Origin of the sequence: Actinomadura sp. CNU-125 (genome assembly GCF_001942465.1) — a bacterium.
Classification (GTDB): domain Bacteria; phylum Actinomycetota; class Actinomycetes; order Streptosporangiales; family Streptosporangiaceae; genus Spirillospora.
Genome location: NZ_MKJY01000565.1, coordinates 1 through 14,678, shown reverse-complemented (window position 1 = coordinate 14,678; position 14,678 = coordinate 1). Strand labels below are relative to the sequence as shown.

15 protein-coding genes and 1 pseudogene are annotated in these 14,678 nt (G+C 73.0%); 11 read left to right on the top strand and 5 right to left on the bottom strand.

The features are described 5' to 3' along the window. Positions 1-20 precede the first annotated feature (20 nt). A complete protein-coding gene (gene bfr, locus BJF79_RS42110) occupies positions 21-518 on the top strand; it encodes a bacterioferritin (RefSeq protein ID WP_075905852.1) in 498 nt (165 codons plus the stop codon). A gap of 3 nt (positions 519-521) precedes the next feature. Here bfr and BJF79_RS42105 read toward each other — a convergent pair. Then, positions 522-1,530: pseudogene (locus tag BJF79_RS42105) on the bottom strand (adenylate/guanylate cyclase domain-containing protein). 90 nt (positions 1,531-1,620) lie between these two features. Further along, positions 1,621-2,481, bottom strand: a complete 861-nt coding sequence (locus tag BJF79_RS42100) for a biotin--[acetyl-CoA-carboxylase] ligase (protein WP_262403400.1) — start codon at positions 2,479-2,481, stop codon at positions 1,621-1,623. Between the two features lie 49 nt (positions 2,482-2,530). Here BJF79_RS42100 and BJF79_RS42095 point away from each other — a divergent pair, with 49 nt between their 5' ends. Next, a complete protein-coding gene (locus tag BJF79_RS42095; RefSeq protein ID WP_075905848.1) occupies positions 2,531-3,307 on the top strand; it encodes an enoyl-CoA hydratase/isomerase family protein in 777 nt (258 codons plus the stop codon). Positions 3,308-3,583: 276 nt separating this feature from the next. On the opposite strand, the gene BJF79_RS42090 is transcribed toward BJF79_RS42095, so the two are convergent. Both BJF79_RS42090 and BJF79_RS42085 read right to left on the bottom strand, forming a co-directional pair. Beyond that, positions 3,584-3,940: a hypothetical protein gene (locus BJF79_RS42090; protein ID WP_143220856.1), complete on the bottom strand. Its 357-nt coding sequence runs from the start codon at positions 3,938-3,940 to the stop codon at positions 3,584-3,586. A 41-nt stretch (positions 3,941-3,981) separates the two neighbouring features. Then, a complete protein-coding gene (locus BJF79_RS42085) occupies positions 3,982-4,647 on the bottom strand; it encodes a TetR/AcrR family transcriptional regulator (RefSeq protein ID WP_075905844.1) in 666 nt (221 codons plus the stop codon). A 150-nt stretch (positions 4,648-4,797) separates the two neighbouring features. Here BJF79_RS42085 and BJF79_RS42080 point away from each other — a divergent pair, with 150 nt between their 5' ends. The 4 genes from BJF79_RS42080 to BJF79_RS42070 are packed head-to-tail and all read left to right on the top strand — an operon-like array spanning position 4,798 to position 8,144. After that, complete coding sequence (locus BJF79_RS42080) at positions 4,798-6,360, top strand: bifunctional 3-(3-hydroxy-phenyl)propionate/3-hydroxycinnamic acid hydroxylase (RefSeq protein ID WP_075905842.1); 1,563 nt, start codon at positions 4,798-4,800, stop codon at positions 6,358-6,360. Next, positions 6,357-6,917, top strand: coding sequence for a hypothetical protein (locus BJF79_RS64250; protein ID WP_262403399.1), 561 nt, complete (start codon positions 6,357-6,359; stop codon positions 6,915-6,917). The genes BJF79_RS42080 and BJF79_RS64250 overlap by 4 nt, the downstream gene beginning before the upstream one ends. Continuing rightward, on the top strand, positions 6,800-7,282 hold the full coding sequence (locus BJF79_RS64245) for a VOC family protein (RefSeq protein ID WP_262403406.1): 483 nt from the start codon (positions 6,800-6,802) through the stop codon (positions 7,280-7,282). Before BJF79_RS64250 ends, BJF79_RS64245 begins: the two co-directional genes overlap by 118 nt. Beyond that, positions 7,263-8,144 carry an alpha/beta hydrolase gene (locus BJF79_RS42070; RefSeq protein ID WP_316043558.1) on the top strand — a complete coding sequence of 294 codons (882 nt, stop codon included), beginning with the start codon at positions 7,263-7,265 and terminating at the stop codon, positions 8,142-8,144. The genes BJF79_RS64245 and BJF79_RS42070 overlap by 20 nt, the downstream gene beginning before the upstream one ends. Here BJF79_RS42070 and BJF79_RS42065 read toward each other — a convergent pair whose 3' ends face one another. Beyond that, positions 8,145-10,727 (bottom strand): phosphoenolpyruvate carboxylase, encoded by a 2,583-nt coding sequence (locus BJF79_RS42065; protein ID WP_075905884.1) that lies wholly within the window; start codon positions 10,725-10,727, stop codon positions 8,145-8,147. 133 nt (positions 10,728-10,860) lie between these two features. On the opposite strand from BJF79_RS42065, the gene BJF79_RS42060 reads away from it, so the two are divergent. The 5 genes from BJF79_RS42060 to BJF79_RS42045 all read left to right on the top strand — a co-directional run. Continuing rightward, positions 10,861-12,453, top strand: a complete 1,593-nt coding sequence (locus BJF79_RS42060; RefSeq protein WP_075905840.1) for an acyl-CoA carboxylase subunit beta — start codon at positions 10,861-10,863, stop codon at positions 12,451-12,453. Between the two features lie 79 nt (positions 12,454-12,532). Continuing rightward, positions 12,533-12,877: an acyl-CoA carboxylase subunit epsilon gene (locus tag BJF79_RS42055; RefSeq protein ID WP_262403398.1), complete on the top strand. Its 345-nt coding sequence runs from the start codon at positions 12,533-12,535 to the stop codon at positions 12,875-12,877. Between the two features lie 29 nt (positions 12,878-12,906). Next, entirely contained in the window at positions 12,907-13,680 is a 774-nt protein-coding gene (locus BJF79_RS42050) for an NYN domain-containing protein (RefSeq protein WP_262403397.1), read from the top strand. After that, positions 13,635-13,976 (top strand): hypothetical protein, encoded by a 342-nt coding sequence (locus BJF79_RS67900; protein WP_262403396.1) that lies wholly within the window; start codon positions 13,635-13,637, stop codon positions 13,974-13,976. Before BJF79_RS42050 ends, BJF79_RS67900 begins: the two co-directional genes overlap by 46 nt. A gap of 158 nt (positions 13,977-14,134) precedes the next feature. Beyond that, positions 14,135-14,678, top strand: a 544-nt coding sequence (locus tag BJF79_RS42045) for a hypothetical protein (protein ID WP_262403395.1), incomplete at its 3' end; no start/stop codon positions are given.

Below are 14,678 nucleotides of genomic sequence, written 5' to 3'. Positions count from 1 at the left end.
GGTCATGCAAGTATGTCCGTATGGAAGGCGACAAGGACATCATCAATCTGCTCAACGAGCAGCTCACCGCGGAACTCACCGCGATCAACCAGTACTTCCTGCACTCCAAGATGCAGGAGAACTGGGGTTTCACGCGGATCGCCAAGCACACCCGCGACGAGTCCATCGACGAGATGCGGCACGCCGAGCACCTCACCAACCGCATCCTGTTCCTCGAAGGGCTGCCGAACTACCAGAAGCTCGGCACGCTGCGCATCGGGCAGACCGTCATCGAGCAGCTCAAGGCCGACCTGGAGATCGAGAAGGAGGCCGTCGCCCGGCTCGTGCCCGGCATCGAGCTGATGCGCTCGCGCGGCGACATCACCTCCGCGCGGCTCTTCGAGCACATCCTCGAAGACGAGGAGCAGCACATCGACTACCTGGAGACCGAGCTGAGCCTCGTCGACGCCCTCGGCGAGCAGAACTACCTGCAGCGGCTCACCGGATCCCCGGGCGAGGACGGCCCCAGCTCCGTCTGACCGTCAGGCGTCCGGCGGCTTGCGGTTCCGGCGCAGCACGTACGGCTGGACGATGCCGAGGCCCTGGACCGGGCGCCGGACGATCCGGGTCACGTCGTAGTCCGGGTCCTTCTCCAGCTCGGCCGCCAGCTCCGCGTCGATCACCACCGACCCGGGGCGGGCCAGCGAGGTGAGCCGCGCCGCCAGGTTGACCGTGGTGCCGAAGACGTCGCCCATCAGCGGCAGAACGGGTCCGTGGGCCACCCCGACCCGGACGTCCGGCACCTCGGTCTCGTCCTGGATGGCGGACGCGACGGTCAGCGCGATCTCCGCGCGACCCGCGGCGACTCGGCGCTGAACAGCACCTCGTCGCCGAGCGTCTTGACCACCCGGCCGCCGCAGGCCGCGATGATGTCCGACGTCGACTCCTCGAACCACTCCACGACCCGCGCCAGCTCGATCTCGTTCAGTTCCCGGCTGACCTGCGTGAACGACACCATGTCGGCGAACCCGACGGTGGTCATCGGGCGTCCGGTGGAATCGCCGTTCTCCCGGGTGGCCGCCGCCGCCAGCGCGCGCGTCCCGGCCGAGGCGAGCTGCCGCCGCCACGCGTGCAGGACGAGCGGCTCGAACTCCCCGATGTGCGACTCGGCCATCCCGGCGATCGCGTTGACCGCCGCCGGGGACGGCGTCTCGTTCGGATCCTCGCTGATCATGCTGCGCAGCAGGCTGACCTGCCACTCCGCCAGGCGCGTCATCGTCTGCCCGAACGCCCGGACGAGCCGGATCACGCCCTCCTCGTCCAGCACGCCGTCCTCGACCAGCCGCCGCATCCGCGCCAGCGCGTCGACGTCCCCCTCGGTGTAGGCGACGGCGTCGTCCGGCATCGTCGGGTAGCCGAAGGCACGCCAGATCCGGCCGGAGAACTCGCGGGACACCCCCGAGAGCCGGACGCGTCCACGCGCGTGTAGCGCAGCTCGCCGCCGAGCAGGAGCTCCTCGATCTCCTTCGGATCCGGCAATCCGGGTGCCATCCTCCGCCCCTCAGTGCACCGGCGCGGTGGGCTCCGCCGGCGGCGTCGTGGTCCGGTACCAGGACATATCGTGGCAGATCATCCGACGGTTCACCCGTCCGTCCCCCGCACGTGGACCACATCCCCCGCACTGACCACTCGGTCACCCGAGGGCCCGGACACCACCAGCCGTCCCGCCTCGTCCACGTCCCGCGCGACGCCCGTCCACCGCTCGTCCGCGGGCATCTCCACCCGCACCTCCCGGCCGAGCGTCGCGCAGAGCTCCAGGTACGCGGGCCGCAGGCCGCTGCGCTCCGGATCCCCGCCGAGCGCGGCCCACTCGCGGTACCACGTCCCGAACTCCCGCAGGACCGCGCGCAGCAGCGGCGCCCGGTCGCTCAGCGGCGCCCCCTCGATCGCCAGCGACGTCGCCGTCGGCACCGGAAGTTCCTCCTGCCGCAGCCCCACGTTCAGCCCGACGCCCACGACCAGCCCGTCCTCGATCTTCTCCGCGAGGATCCCGGCCAGCTTGCGGTCCCCCACCAGCAGATCGTTCGGCCACTTCAGCCGCACGTCGACCGCCGCGTCCTCCGCCGGATCGATCTCGTGCGACCACGCGGTCATCCGCCGGACGGCCGTCGCCACCGCCACGCCCGTCAGCAGCGGCAACCACCCCAGCCGCTCCACCGGGACGCCCGGCCGCACCAGCATCGAGAACATCAGCCCCGACCGCGACGGCGCCGACCACGGCCGTCCCAGCCGCCCCCGCCCCGCCGTCTGCAACTCGGTGACCAGCACGGTCCCCTCCGGCGCGCCCTCCCGGGCCAGCGCCGCCAGGTCCGCGTTCGTCGACCCGGTCTCCTGCACCACCCGGACGTCGCGCCACAGGCCGTCCTCCCGGACGAGCGCACGCCGCAGCGCCGCCTCGTGCAGCGGCGGCCGATCCAGGTCCCCGTACGGTGAGTCGCTCACGTACCCATCCAACATCACCGCCCGGATCGCCGCCGTCTAGGGTGCGGGCATGGACGGGATAACCCTGGTGCGGGACCACGAGCACGTCGCCGAGATCGTGCTCGACAGACCGGACGCCCTCAACGCCCTCTCGACCGCGATGGCCCGGCGGCTCGCGGCCGTCTGCGCGGACGTCGCCGCCGACGCCTCCGTGCGCGCGGTCGTCCTCGCCGCCGCGGGCGAGAAGGCGTTCTGCGTCGGCGCGGACCTCAAGGAACGCAACTCGATGACCGACGCGCAGATCCTCGCGCAGCGCCCGGTCTTCCGCGCCGCCTTCGGCGGCGTCCTGCACCTCCCGCAGCCGGTGATCGCCGCCGTGCACGGCTACGCCCTCGGCGGCGGCTGCGAGTTCGCCCTCTCCGCGGACCTGATCGTCGCGGACGAGTCCGCGGTGTTCGGCCTCCCGGAGGTCGGCGTCGGCCTCATCCCGGCGGGCGGCGGCACGCAGCTCGCGCTGCGCCGCCTCGGCCCCGGCAAGGCCGCCGACCTGGTCCTCACCGGCCGCCGCGTCGGCATCGAGGAGGCCCTCGAACTCGGCCTCGCCGACCGCAAGGTCCCCGCCGGCTCCGCCCGCGACGAGGCCCGCACCCTCGCGGCCGCCATCGCGGGCAACTCCCCCGTCGCCGTCCGCGCCGCCAAGCGCGCCCTCCGCCAGGGCGCCGGCGTCCCCCTCGAAGCCGGCCTCGAAATCGAGGACAACGCCTGGCGCACCGCCGCCATGTCCCCCGACCGCGCCGAGGGCATCGCCGCCTTCAACGAGAAGCGCAAGCCCAACTGGCCGACGTAACCCCGCACGGCCTGCGCTCGCAGAGCTCGCTCCGGCCGCACGGGTAGCACGCCCCACCCGGGAAGGGCGCGCGGCCGGAGGGCGCGCGCCGCTCCCGGGGACGGGCCGGAAACCCGCGCGGACGAACGTCACGTCGCCCCGGCCGCTCCCGGGGACGGGCCGGAAACCCGCGCGGACGGACGTCACGTCGCCCCGCCCGCTCCTGCGGACGGGCGGGCGAACCCCGCGCGGGCGGAGGTCGCGCAGCGACCGTAGGCCGTGCGTCCTGCCGGTGGGTTAGAGGATCACGTCGAAGTAGATGAGGGCCATGAACAGGAACAGGGCCGTCATCATGTAGCCCATCGCCAGGCCGAACCAGGCGATGACGCGGGCGTCGACCATGTCGATGGACGCTTCGCCCTTGGCCGTGCGGTGCAGGGCCAGGTGGCCGCAGACGACCGACGGGACGCCGAGCGGGAAGAGCAGCATCGCGGCCAGGGCGAGCCGGGCCTTGCCCTTCGCGGGGCCGTCGGCGATTCCCGGTCCGGCCGCCGCCGGGCCGGGCGTCCCCCGGTGGACGTCCCTCGACACCTCGGTCGTGTAGTGCGGCGGGGGCGTCGGAGGGCCCAGCGGGCCGGAGGGATGACCTTTCACCTCCGCAGTATGACGTGCCGCGCGGGCGCTCGGGCCGTCCCTCAGGCCTGCGCGGCGGCGCGCAGTTCGGCCGCGCGGGCCTCCCCCAGCGCGGCCATGGCCTCGGCCAGCAGTGTCATCTGGTGCGCGATGCCCCGGCCGGGGTCGGCCTGCATCCCGATGAACGCGCCGTCGAACCCGGCGATGCCGAAGTAGTCCAGCTCGTCCGCGACGGCCTGGGCGATCGCGGGGCCCTCCGGGGCGAAGGACGCGGCGATCATCGTGTTCATGTGCGCCCGGCCGTCCCGCCGGACCTGCTCGATCATGGCGTCCATCTCGGCCTCGGCGACCTCGGCGCTCATGAGCAGGAGCAGGTGCAGGCGCAGGAACTCCGGGCGCGCGAGGAAGACCTCGCCGGTGCGCAGGAGGTACCACGTCAGCCGCTCGCGGGGCGTTTCCCCGGACGGCCCGCCGGCCTGCGCCTCCCGCATCGCCGCGTAGAACTCGTAGGCGCCGCGCGCCATGACCGCGGACAGCAGCCCGGCTTTCGACTCGAAGTGGTGGTACACCGCGCTTTTCGGGAGGCCGGTCTCGCGGCTCAGGACCGACAGCGAGGTGGCGGCGTAGCCGCGCTCGGCCATGATCCGGGAGGCGACGTCCAGGATCTCTTCCCGGGATCGCCGCCCGCGCCGGTTGCCGTTCTTCTCGCCGTCCACGCGTTGCAGCATAGATCCCTCCGGCCGTGGCCCGGCGCCACCCTTCTGACCTGCGGTTTCTGCAGTGCGGAATTTCCTGGACGAGCGTGGCGCGAGCATGTGACGGTAGCCACTATCGTACCGAACGATCGGTCCAAAAGTTTGCCCGGAACCGGAGTCCGCATGCCCCAGAACTTCGACGCCGACGTCGCGATCGTCGGCTACGGCCCCACCGGCGTGACCGCCGCGCTCACTCTCGCGAAGCACGGGATCTCGGTCGTCGCGGTCGAGCGGGACCGCAGCATCTACCCGCGCGCCCGCGCCGTCACCGTCAACGACTGGACGATGCGGATCTTCCAGAGCCTCGGCATCGACGAGCGGATCGCCCGGGTGATCGAGCCGCAGCGGGCGCTGCGCTGGGTCGCCTATGACGGCACGGAGATCATGCGGGTCGAGCATCCGCCGTCGACGCTGGGCGTCGGGCCCCGCTTCTACAACATCTACCAACCGGCGATGGAGGCGGAGCTGCGCGCGTGCGCGCAGGAGTACGACTTGATCACCGTCCGCTACGGCGCCGAGATGACCGGCCTGGAGCAGGACGCGGACGGGGTCACGGTCACGACGACGGACGTCGAGACCGGGGAGACCCGCACCCTGCGGGTCCGGCACGCGATCGGCGCGGACGGCGGCGGCAGCGCCACCCGGGAGCTGATCGGCGGTCGGCTGCTCGGCGACACGCTGGACGTGCAGTGGATCGTCGTCGACTGCCGCGTCAAGCGCTGGTGGCCGGACCGCGATCTCCTCACCTTCTGGTCCGACCGGGAACGCCCGGTCGTCGACATCGCTTTGTCCGCCGGGAACCACCGCTGGGAGATCCCGCTCAAGCCGCACGAGACCGAGGCCGACTTCGCGTCGGAGGACGACGTCTGGCCGCTGCTCAAGGCGATGGGCGTCACGACCGACGACGTCTCGATCCACCAGTGGGCCTTCTACCGGCACCACACCCGGACGGCCGACGCCTGGCGCGCGGGCCGCGTCTTCCTCGCCGGGGACGCCGCCCACCTGATGCCGCCGTGGGCCGGGGCCGGGATGCAGACCGGCATGCGCGACGCCCACAACCTGGGCTGGAAGCTGGCGCGCGTCCTCAAGGGCGAGCTGGACGAGAGCTGGCTGGACACCTACGAGACCGAGCGGCGCCCGAACGCCGCGTTCTACACGGATTTGGCCGTCCGGCTCGGCCGCGTCATCAAGCAGGAGGCCACGCCGGAGGAGATCGCGGAGCTGAACCGGGTCCCGGAGGGCACGGTCACCCCGTTCGAGCCGCCGCTGACCGCGCCGCCGGTGCTGGAGGCGGGCTGGATCCGCGGCCCGGTCGGGGACGCCGCCGTCGTCGGCCGCATGGTCCCGCAGCCCGTCGCGGGGGACACGACCGGGCGGATGGCGCGGCTGGACGATCTCCTCGGCGACGGGTTCGTCCTGCTCGGCGCGGACACCGACCCGGCCGGGCTGCTGTCGGCGGAGGAACGGGCGGGCTGGGACGCGCTCGGCGCCCGCTATATCGCGATCCGCCCGAAGACGGCGTACACGCGGGGCCCCGACGAGCTCGTCGACCTCGACGGCACCCTCCTGCCGTGGCTCGCACGGTACGGCGTCCGCGCGGTCGCGGTGCGTCCCGACCGGTTCGTCGCGGCCGCGGACGTCTCCGGCCTCGCCCGCCCCTCGATCGAAAGGAGCCGACCCCGATGACCGGGATCAAGGAACTGGCGTACGTCGTGTACGAGGCGAGCAGCCTCGACGACTGGGAGCGCTTCGGCGTGGACCTGCTCGGGATGCAGCTCGCCGAGAAGAGCGCCGACGCGATCGCGCTGCGCACCGACGCGAAGGCGCACCGCTGGCTCGTCCGGCGGGGCCCCGCGGACGACCTGGCGGCCAGCGGCTACGAGGTGACGGACGGCGCCGCGCTCGACGAGATCGTCGAGCGGCTGGCGGCCGCCGGGGCGGACGTCGCCGAGGGCGACGCCGCGCTCGCCGCCGACCGCAGGGTCGACCGCATCGCGGTGACGACGGACCCGCTGGGCAACCGCGTCGAACTCGTCACCGGCTTCGCCGACGCGCCGAGCCGTTCCGCTCGGACGTGCTGCTCGGCGGGTTCGTCACCGGGGCGGGGGGCGCGGGCCACCAGGTGCTGCTGTCCAAGGGGGTCGCGCGGGAGACGTACCTGGAGTTCTACGAGGGCCTGCTCGGCTTCCGGATCTCCGACGTCATCGTCGAGGAGCTCGCGCCGGGCGCCGTCGCCGACCTGATCTTCCTGCGCTGCAACCCGCGCCACCATTCGGTGGCGTTCGGGGACATGCCGCATCCGAAGCGGACCCACCACTTCATGGTCGAGGTGACCGACATCCGCGACGTCGGCAGCGCCTACGACCGCTGCATGGACGCCGGGCAGCCGTTCGAGATGACGCTCGGGATGCACCCGAACGACCACATGTTCAGCTTCTACGTGCGGACGCCGTCCGGTTTCAGCGTGGAGTACGGCTGGGGCGGCCTGCTCGTCGACGACGACACCTGGCAGGTCCAGACCCTGGACCGGCTGCACAGCTGGGGCCACCGGCCGCCGGAGGCCGTCGCCGAACTGCTCTCCCGCACTCCTGGAAAGGACGCTCTCTGATGCCGCTGACGCAGGCCGAAGCCGCACGTACCGTCCAGACGGAAGACTGGAAGCTCCGCTACTACGAGGCGGGCGCGGGCACCCGGTCGTCCTGCTGCACGGGAGCGGCCCGGGTTCCACGGGGTGGAGCAACTTCGCGGGCAACATCGAGGCGCTGGCCCGGCACTTTCACGTGTACGCGGTGGACATGCCCGGCTGGGGCGACTCCGACCCGGCGACCGTCGACCGGCTCGACCACGTCCGGGCCGCGATCCAGTTCCTGGACGCGCTCGGCATCGACCGCGCCGCGTTCGTCGGGAACTCGATGGGCGGGCAGACCGCGCTGCGGCTCGCCACCGAGCACCCCGACCGGATCACGCACCTGGTCACCATGGGCCCGCCGGTGGGGCGGATCCCGTCCCTGTTCGCTCCCGGCGACGGCCCGTCGGAGGGCCTGAAGGCCCTCATCGAGGCGTACCGCGCGCCGAGCCCGGAGACCATGCGCGGCCTCGTCGAGATCATGTGCTTCGACAAGGCCCGGTTCGCCTCCCCCGAGCTGTGCGAGGCGCGCTCGGAGGCGGCGCTCGCCCGTCCCGAGCACCTGCGCAACTACGTCGACGGGCTGCCGAAGGGCGCGCCGCTCCCGATCTGGGTCAAGCCGGAACTGCTCCCGAAGATCGAGGTGCCCACGCTCCTCATCCACGGACGGGACGACCGGGTGGTGCCGTTCGAGAACTCGCTGTACCTGCTCGCCGCCATCCCCGACAGCCGCGTGGTGCTCCTCAACCGGTGCGGGCACTGGGCGATGATCGAGCACGCCGAGGAGTTCAACCGGCTCGTGACCGACTTCGTCCGCAACGTCCCGGCCCCCGCCGCGGCGTGATCAGCCGGTGTTCTGCAGGCCCGCGGCGACGCCGTTGACGGACAGGAGGAGGAGTTCCTCCAGGTGGGCGCGCTCCTCCTCGTCCGTCACGCCCGCGCGCAGGGCCTTGAGGGCGCGGAGCTGGAGGTGCGAGAGCGCGTCCACGTAGGGGTTGCGCAGCTCGACGGCGCGGGACAGGACGCGGCGGTTCTCCAGCAGGCGCTCGTGGCCGGTGACCGCGAGGACGAGGGAGCGGGTGCGGTCGTACTCGGCGAGGACGGTCGCGGACAGTTCGGGCCGTCCGCCGAGGTCCAGGTACCGTTCGGCGATCGCGCGGTCGGACTTGGCGAGGCTCATCTCGGCGTTGTCGAGCAGCGTGTTGAACAGCGGCCACGCCTCGTACGCCTCGCGGAGCGCGGTGAGGTCGGCGCCGTCGGCGGAGACGGCGGCGAGGCCGCTGCCGAGGCCGTACCAGCCGGGGAGGTTGACGCGGGTCTGCGTCCACGCGAACACCCACGGGATGGCGCGCAGGTCCTCCAGGCCGCGGGCGGCCTTGCGGCGCGCGGGACGCGAGCCGATGCGCAGGTCGGCGATCTCTTCGAGGGGGCTGACGCGCGCGAACCAGGTCGCGAACCCGTCGGTCTCGATGAGGGTGCGGAACGCGGTCTCGGCGGCGGCGCCGATCCGGTCGGCGAGCGGACGGTACCGGGCGGCGGCCGCGCGGGCGCGGTCCTGGACCGCGTCGGTGGAGGCGAGCAGGACGGCGCTGGTGACCTGCTCGACGTGCCGCTTGGCGATCTCGGGGTGGCCGTACCGGGCGAAGATCACCTCGCCCTGCTCGGTGACCTTGAACCGGCCGCCGACCGAGCCGGGCGCCTGCGCGAGGATGGCGCGGTTGGCGGGCCCGCCGCCGCGTCCGAGGGAGCCGCCGCGGCCGTGGAACAGGGTGAGCGCGACGCCGTGCCGGGACGCCCACGCGGTGAGGGCCTCCTGCGCGTCGTACAGGCGGAGGGTGGCGCTGGCCGGGCCGAGCTGCTTGGCGGAGTCGGAGTAGCCGAGCATGACCTCCAGCCGGCGGCCGGTGTCGTCGAGGCGCCGCCGGACGGCGGGGATGTCGAGCATCCCGTCGAGGACGCCCGGCGCGTTGTCGAGGTCCTCGCCGGTCTCGAACAGCGGGATGACGTCCAGGACGGGCGCCTGCTCGCCGAGGGACGCGGCGAGTTCGTGCACGTTCGCGACGTCGGCGGCGGTGCGGGTGAACGACACGATGTAGCGGTGGCAGGCGCGGACGCCGAACCGCTGCTGGATCCACGCGACGACGCGGAGTGTCTCCAGGATCTCCTCGGTCATCTCCGACCGCTCGCCGCCCGCGCGGATCTCGGCGAGGGCCCGCTCGTGCAGCTCGGAGTGCTGCCGGATCTCCAGCTCGGCGAGGTGGAACCCGAACGTCTCGACCTGCCAGATGAGCTGCTGGACACGTCCGTACGCCTGCCGCTTCGCGCCCGCCCCGGCCAGGGACTCCTGCACGATGCGCAGGTCGGCGAGCAGGTCGTCCGGGGAGGCGTAGGCGAGGTCGGCGTCGCGGTCGCGGGTCGCGGCGATGCGGGCCGCGGCGTACAGCAGGAACTGGCGGTGCGGTTCGCCGGGCGAGCGCTTGGCCATCCGGCGGCTGCGGGACGGCTGCGCGGTGCGGGCCGCGGCGAGGGCGTTGCGCAGCGACGCCGACGGCGGCGTGGTGCTCTCGTGGACGGTCAGCTCGCGCCCGACGCGCGCGCACGTGGTCTCCAGGGCCGACAGGACGTGCTCCGCCTGGATCATGATCGCGTCGCGGGTGACCTGCGCGGTGACGTAGGGGTTGCCGTCGCGGTCGCCGCCGATCCAGCTCCCGAAGCGCAGGTAGGGGCGCGCGGCCGGGGGACGGGTGCCGGTCTCGTCGCCTTCGAGGGCGTGGTCGAGGGCCCGGTACACGTGCGGGACGACCCGGAAGATCGTCTCGTCGAACGCCGCCATGGCGGTGCGGACCTCGTCGAGGGGGTCCATCTGGGTGCCGCGGCGCAGCGCCGTGCGCCACAGGACGTCGATCTCCTCCCGGAGGGTCCGCTCGATCTCGTCCCGCTCGCCCGCGCCCGGCTCGGCGTTCAGCCGGGTCAGCAGGTCGCTGATCCGCTGGATGGACGTGACGACGGCGCGCCGCCGGGCCTCGGTGGGGTGCGCGGTGAACACCGGCCGGAACTCCAGGCCGTCGACCAGTTCGGCGAGGAACTTCCGGTCGGTGATGTCGGCGACGGCCGCGGCGACCGAGCCGGGGGCGGTGTCGCCGGTGTCGCGCTCGCGGAGGGTGCGGATGCGGTGGTGCTCCTCCGCGAGGTTCGTCAGGTGGAAGTACACGGTGAACGCGCGGGCGACCTCCTCGGCGCGTTCCAGCGACCAGCCGTCGACCAGCGCCGTGACCTCCTCGCCCGGCAGCTCGCCGCGGCGGGCGGCGATCACCGCGTGCCGGAGCCGTTCAACGTCGTCCAGCAGTTCCCGTCCGCCGTACTCGACGAGCCCGTCGCCGAGCATGCCGCCCAGCAGCCGGACGTCGCGGCGGAGCGGTTCGGGCATGTCCTGCCGGAGGATCTCACGCGTGTTCGTAGCCACTCGCCCAACCCTAACGAGCGCACGTCACGGCACGTTCATCCCGGTCAGCGGGCCCCGGCCGAATCGCGATCATCAGCGTGCGGTTACTCTGGCCCCCATGGCGACGGAAGCCCCTGAACCCGCCCTGGACTACGACATCCACACGACGGCGGGCAAGATCGCGGACCTGGAACGACGCCGCTACGAGGCGGTCCACGCGGGATCGGCGCGGGCCGTTGAGAAGCAGCACGCCAAGGGCAAGATGACCGCCCGGGAGCGGATCGACGCGCTGCTCGACCCGGGCTCCTTCGTGGAGTTCGACGAGATGGCGCGGCACCGCTCCACCAACTTCGGGATGGAGAAGAACCGCCCGTACGGCGACGGCGTCGTCACCGGGTACGGGACGGTCGACGGCCGCCCGGTCGCGGTGTTCAGCCAGGACTTCACGGTGTCCGGCGGCTCGCTCGGCGAGGTGTTCGGCGAGAAGATCTGCAAGGTCATGGACCACGCGGTCAAGACCGGCTGCCCGGTGATCGGCATCAACGACTCCGGCGGCGCGCGGATCCAGGAGGGCGTGGTCGCGCTCGGCCTGTACGCCGAGATCTTCAAGCGCAACGTGCACGCGTCCGGCGTGATCCCGCAGATCTCGCTGGTCATGGGCCCGTGCGCGGGCGGCGCGGTGTACTCCCCGGCGATCACCGACTTCATCGTCATGGTGGACCAGACGTCCCACATGTTCATCACCGGTCCGGACGTCATCAAGACGGTCACCGGCGAAGAGGTGACGATGGAGGAGCTGGGCGGCGCGACGTCGCACAACTCCAAGTCGGGCGTGGCGCACTACCGCGGCTCCGACGAGGAGGACGCGATCGAGTACGTCAAGGCGCTGCTGTCGTACCTGCCGTCCAACAACCTGGCGGACGCCCCCGCGTTCGACGCGCCGGTGGACGTGACGGAGACGGTCGACGAGCTCGACACCCTCATCCCGGACTCGCCGAACCAGCCGTACGACATGCACACCGTCATCGAGCACGTGCTGGACGACGGCGAGTTCCTCGAAGTGCAGCCGCTGTTCGCGCCGAACATGATCGTCGGGTTCGGCCGCGTCGAGGGCCGCTCGGTCGGCGTCGTCGCGAACCAGCCGATGCAGTTCGCGGGGACGCTCGACATCGACGCGTCCGAGAAGGCCGCCCGGTTCGTCCGGACGTGCGACGCGTTCAACGTCCCGGTGCTCACCTTCGTGGACGTCCCCGGCTTCCTCCCCGGCACCGACCAGGAGTTCGGCGGGATCATCCGGCGCGGCGCGAAGCTGCTGTACGCGTACGCGGAGGCGACCGTCCCGCTCGTCACGGTCGTCACCCGCAAGGCGTACGGCGGCGCGTACGACGTCATGGCCTCCAAGCACCTGGGCGCCGACATCAACTTCGCGTGGCCGACCGCGCAGGTCGCGGTGATGGGCGCGCAGGGCGCCGTGAACATCCTGTACCGCAAGGAGCTCGCCGCGGCCGACGACCCGGACGGGCGCCGCGCCGAGCTGATCACGCAGTACGAGGACACGCTCGCCAACCCCTACATCGCGGCGGAGCGCGGCTACTTCGACAACGTGATCAAGCCGTCGGAGACGCGCGGGCAGGTCGTCCGGGCGCTGCGGGCGCTGCGCGAGAAGCGCAAGACGCTGCCGCCGAAGAAGCACGGGAACATTCCGCTGTGACCGGACGGGCGCGGCGTGCGACACGCCCGGCGGTCGCCCGCCGCCCGTTTTCCGGGCGCCCGGAATTCGAGGAGGACGCGTGACCGCCGAAGCCAAGCCGTTCTTGCAGGTCGTGCGGGGCGACCCGACGCCCGAGGAAGTCGCCGCGCTCGTCGCGGTGCTGACCGCGCGGGCCGCCGCCGCGGCCGCCGCCGCGACGGCCGCGGGGACGCCCGTCCGTCCCGCTGGGCCGACCGGTCCCGGCTGGTGCGCGGCGCCGCGGGCACGGCCGTCCGGCCGACCGGGCCGGGCGCGTGGCGGGCGAGCGCACTACCGCGCTGACCTGCCGCGCGGTCTACCGCGCCGACGCAGTCGATCGGCCGCCGGCGGCGACGCTCCCGCCGACCGGCCGAAACGACATGTAACCGTGGTTCGCGCCCAGTGAGGCCCCCCACACGAATAAGGTGGAAGGCCATGGCCACCTCGGAGTTCGTCCCACAGCCCGCGCGCTACGCCATCTTCGTCGACGCGGGGTACCTCTTCGCGGCCTCCGGGGCCCTGCTGCTCGGCTGCGGTTCCCGGCGCGAGTACCGGGTCGCCGCCGAGAAACTGATCAAGGCTCTGACCAGCCATGCCGACGACAAACTGCTCGGCGAGCTGCTGCGGGTGTACTGGTTCGACGCGGCGCCGAAGAAGCAGCCGACGGTCGACCAGCGGGTCATCGCGAACCTGCCGCTGGTGAAGCTGCGGCTCGGCAACCTGAACGCGCAGGGCCAGCAGAAGGGCGTGGACGCCCAGTTGCGCGCCGACCTCGAAGCCCTCGCCCGGCACCGGGCGATCACCGACGCCGTCCTGCTCGCCGGGGACGAGGACATGCTCCCGGCCGTCGAGGCCGCCCAGCGGTACGGCGTCCGCGTGCACCTGTGGGGCGTGGAGCCGACGCACGGGTCGAACCAGGCCGAATGGCTCGTGTGGGAGTCCGACACCGTCGAGGTGCTGCCCGCCGACTTCCTCCGCCCGTACTTCACGAAGGCGAAGGTGCTGCCGGTGCCCGCGCCGGGCACGGCCGCCGCGGTCCGCGAGGCCGCCGAGCGCCGTCCCGCTCGGCCAGCCCCGTCCCGTCCCCGTCGCAGGTGTTCGCCGGGCGTCCCCCGGCGGTCAAGCCCGCCGCCGCGGCGGGCGTCCGCGCCGGGGCGGTCCCGGTGCCCGGCACGAACGCGACGCCCGCGACCGTCGCGTCGTCCATGAACTCCACGGCCGGGACGCAGTCGGACGGGCGGCTCGGCCCGGAACGCGACCACATGCTGGAGATCGGCGAGCACGTCGCCCAGAAGTGGATCTTCGAGCGGGGCCGGGACAACATCCGCGACCTGCTCCCCGGCCCGATCCTGCCGCCCGTCATCGACAAGGAGCTGCTGATCGAGGCCGAGAAGGAACTCGGCGGCTCGCTGCGGCCCTACCAGGAGGCCCGCACCTGGCTGCGGGACGGCTTCTGGGAGCGGGTGTACCGCGAGTTCGGCTTCGGCGTGGGCAAGTCGGACTGACCCACACCGACACCACGTTTCGCGATTGCGCGGACACGGCGTGTCGCCGCCCGGTACAGTCCCCGCCGGGGGTGAGGGCATGCTCGCACGGCGCTGGCGCCGCCGCGGCGCGCTGCCGCTGGCCGCCGCGATCGCGGTGCGTCCGGCATCGTCGCCGCGTGCCGGTCGCCGGTGCCGTTCCACCGCCCCGGCGAGGGCGGGCCGGACGCGCCGGTCGTGGGCTCGGCGGCGCCGCACCCTACGTGGAGCTGCGCACGCCCCGTCCCGTCCGGGACCCCGCGCCCGCCGGTGCCCGGGTGTACGCCGCCACCGGGCCCGGAATGCTCGCACCGGCCGCGCGCGACCTGCCGCGGCGCCTGTACGTGGCCACCGGCCGGTACCTCGACGTCATCGACCCGCTCCGGCTCCGGGTGGTCGACCGCCTCCCGGCGGGCGGCGCCGCACGCGTCGTCCCGTCGTGGGACATGCGCCGCCTGTGGGCCGCCGACACCCGGCGCGGCGCGCTCGTCCCCCGTGGGCCCCGCCGGGCGCGGACGGGCGGTGCCGGTGCCCGATCCCGCGAACCTGTACTTCACCCCGGACGGCGAGCTGGCGCTCGTCCTGTCCCGCCGCCCCCGCCGCGTCGCGTCCGCGACCCGCGCACGATGCGGCCCCGCGCCGCGATCCCCATGCCGTGCACGCCCGGCACGCCGACTTCTCGCC

What these genes read in the sequence shown, in the direction of transcription:
- bfr (WP_075905852.1), top strand. Translation starts at nt 21, where the DNA reads ATGGAAGGCGACAAGGACATCATCAATCTGCTCAACGAGCAGCTCACC.
- BJF79_RS42095 (WP_075905848.1), top strand. Translation starts at nt 2,531, where the DNA reads ATGGACGGGATAACCCTGGTGCGGGACCACGAGCACGTCGCCGAGATC.
- BJF79_RS42085 (WP_075905844.1), bottom strand. Translation starts at nt 4,647, where the DNA reads ATGCTGCAACGCGTGGACGGCGAGAAGAACGGCAACCGGCGCGGGCGG.
- BJF79_RS42080 (WP_075905842.1), top strand. Translation starts at nt 4,798, where the DNA reads ATGCCCCAGAACTTCGACGCCGACGTCGCGATCGTCGGCTACGGCCCC.
- BJF79_RS64250 (WP_262403399.1), top strand. Translation starts at nt 6,357, where the DNA reads ATGACCGGGATCAAGGAACTGGCGTACGTCGTGTACGAGGCGAGCAGC.
- BJF79_RS42065 (WP_075905884.1), bottom strand. Translation starts at nt 10,727, where the DNA reads ATGCCCGAACCGCTCCGCCGCGACGTCCGGCTGCTGGGCGGCATGCTC.
- BJF79_RS42060 (WP_075905840.1), top strand. Translation starts at nt 10,861, where the DNA reads ATGGCGACGGAAGCCCCTGAACCCGCCCTGGACTACGACATCCACACG.
- BJF79_RS42050 (WP_262403397.1), top strand. Translation starts at nt 12,907, where the DNA reads ATGGCCACCTCGGAGTTCGTCCCACAGCCCGCGCGCTACGCCATCTTC.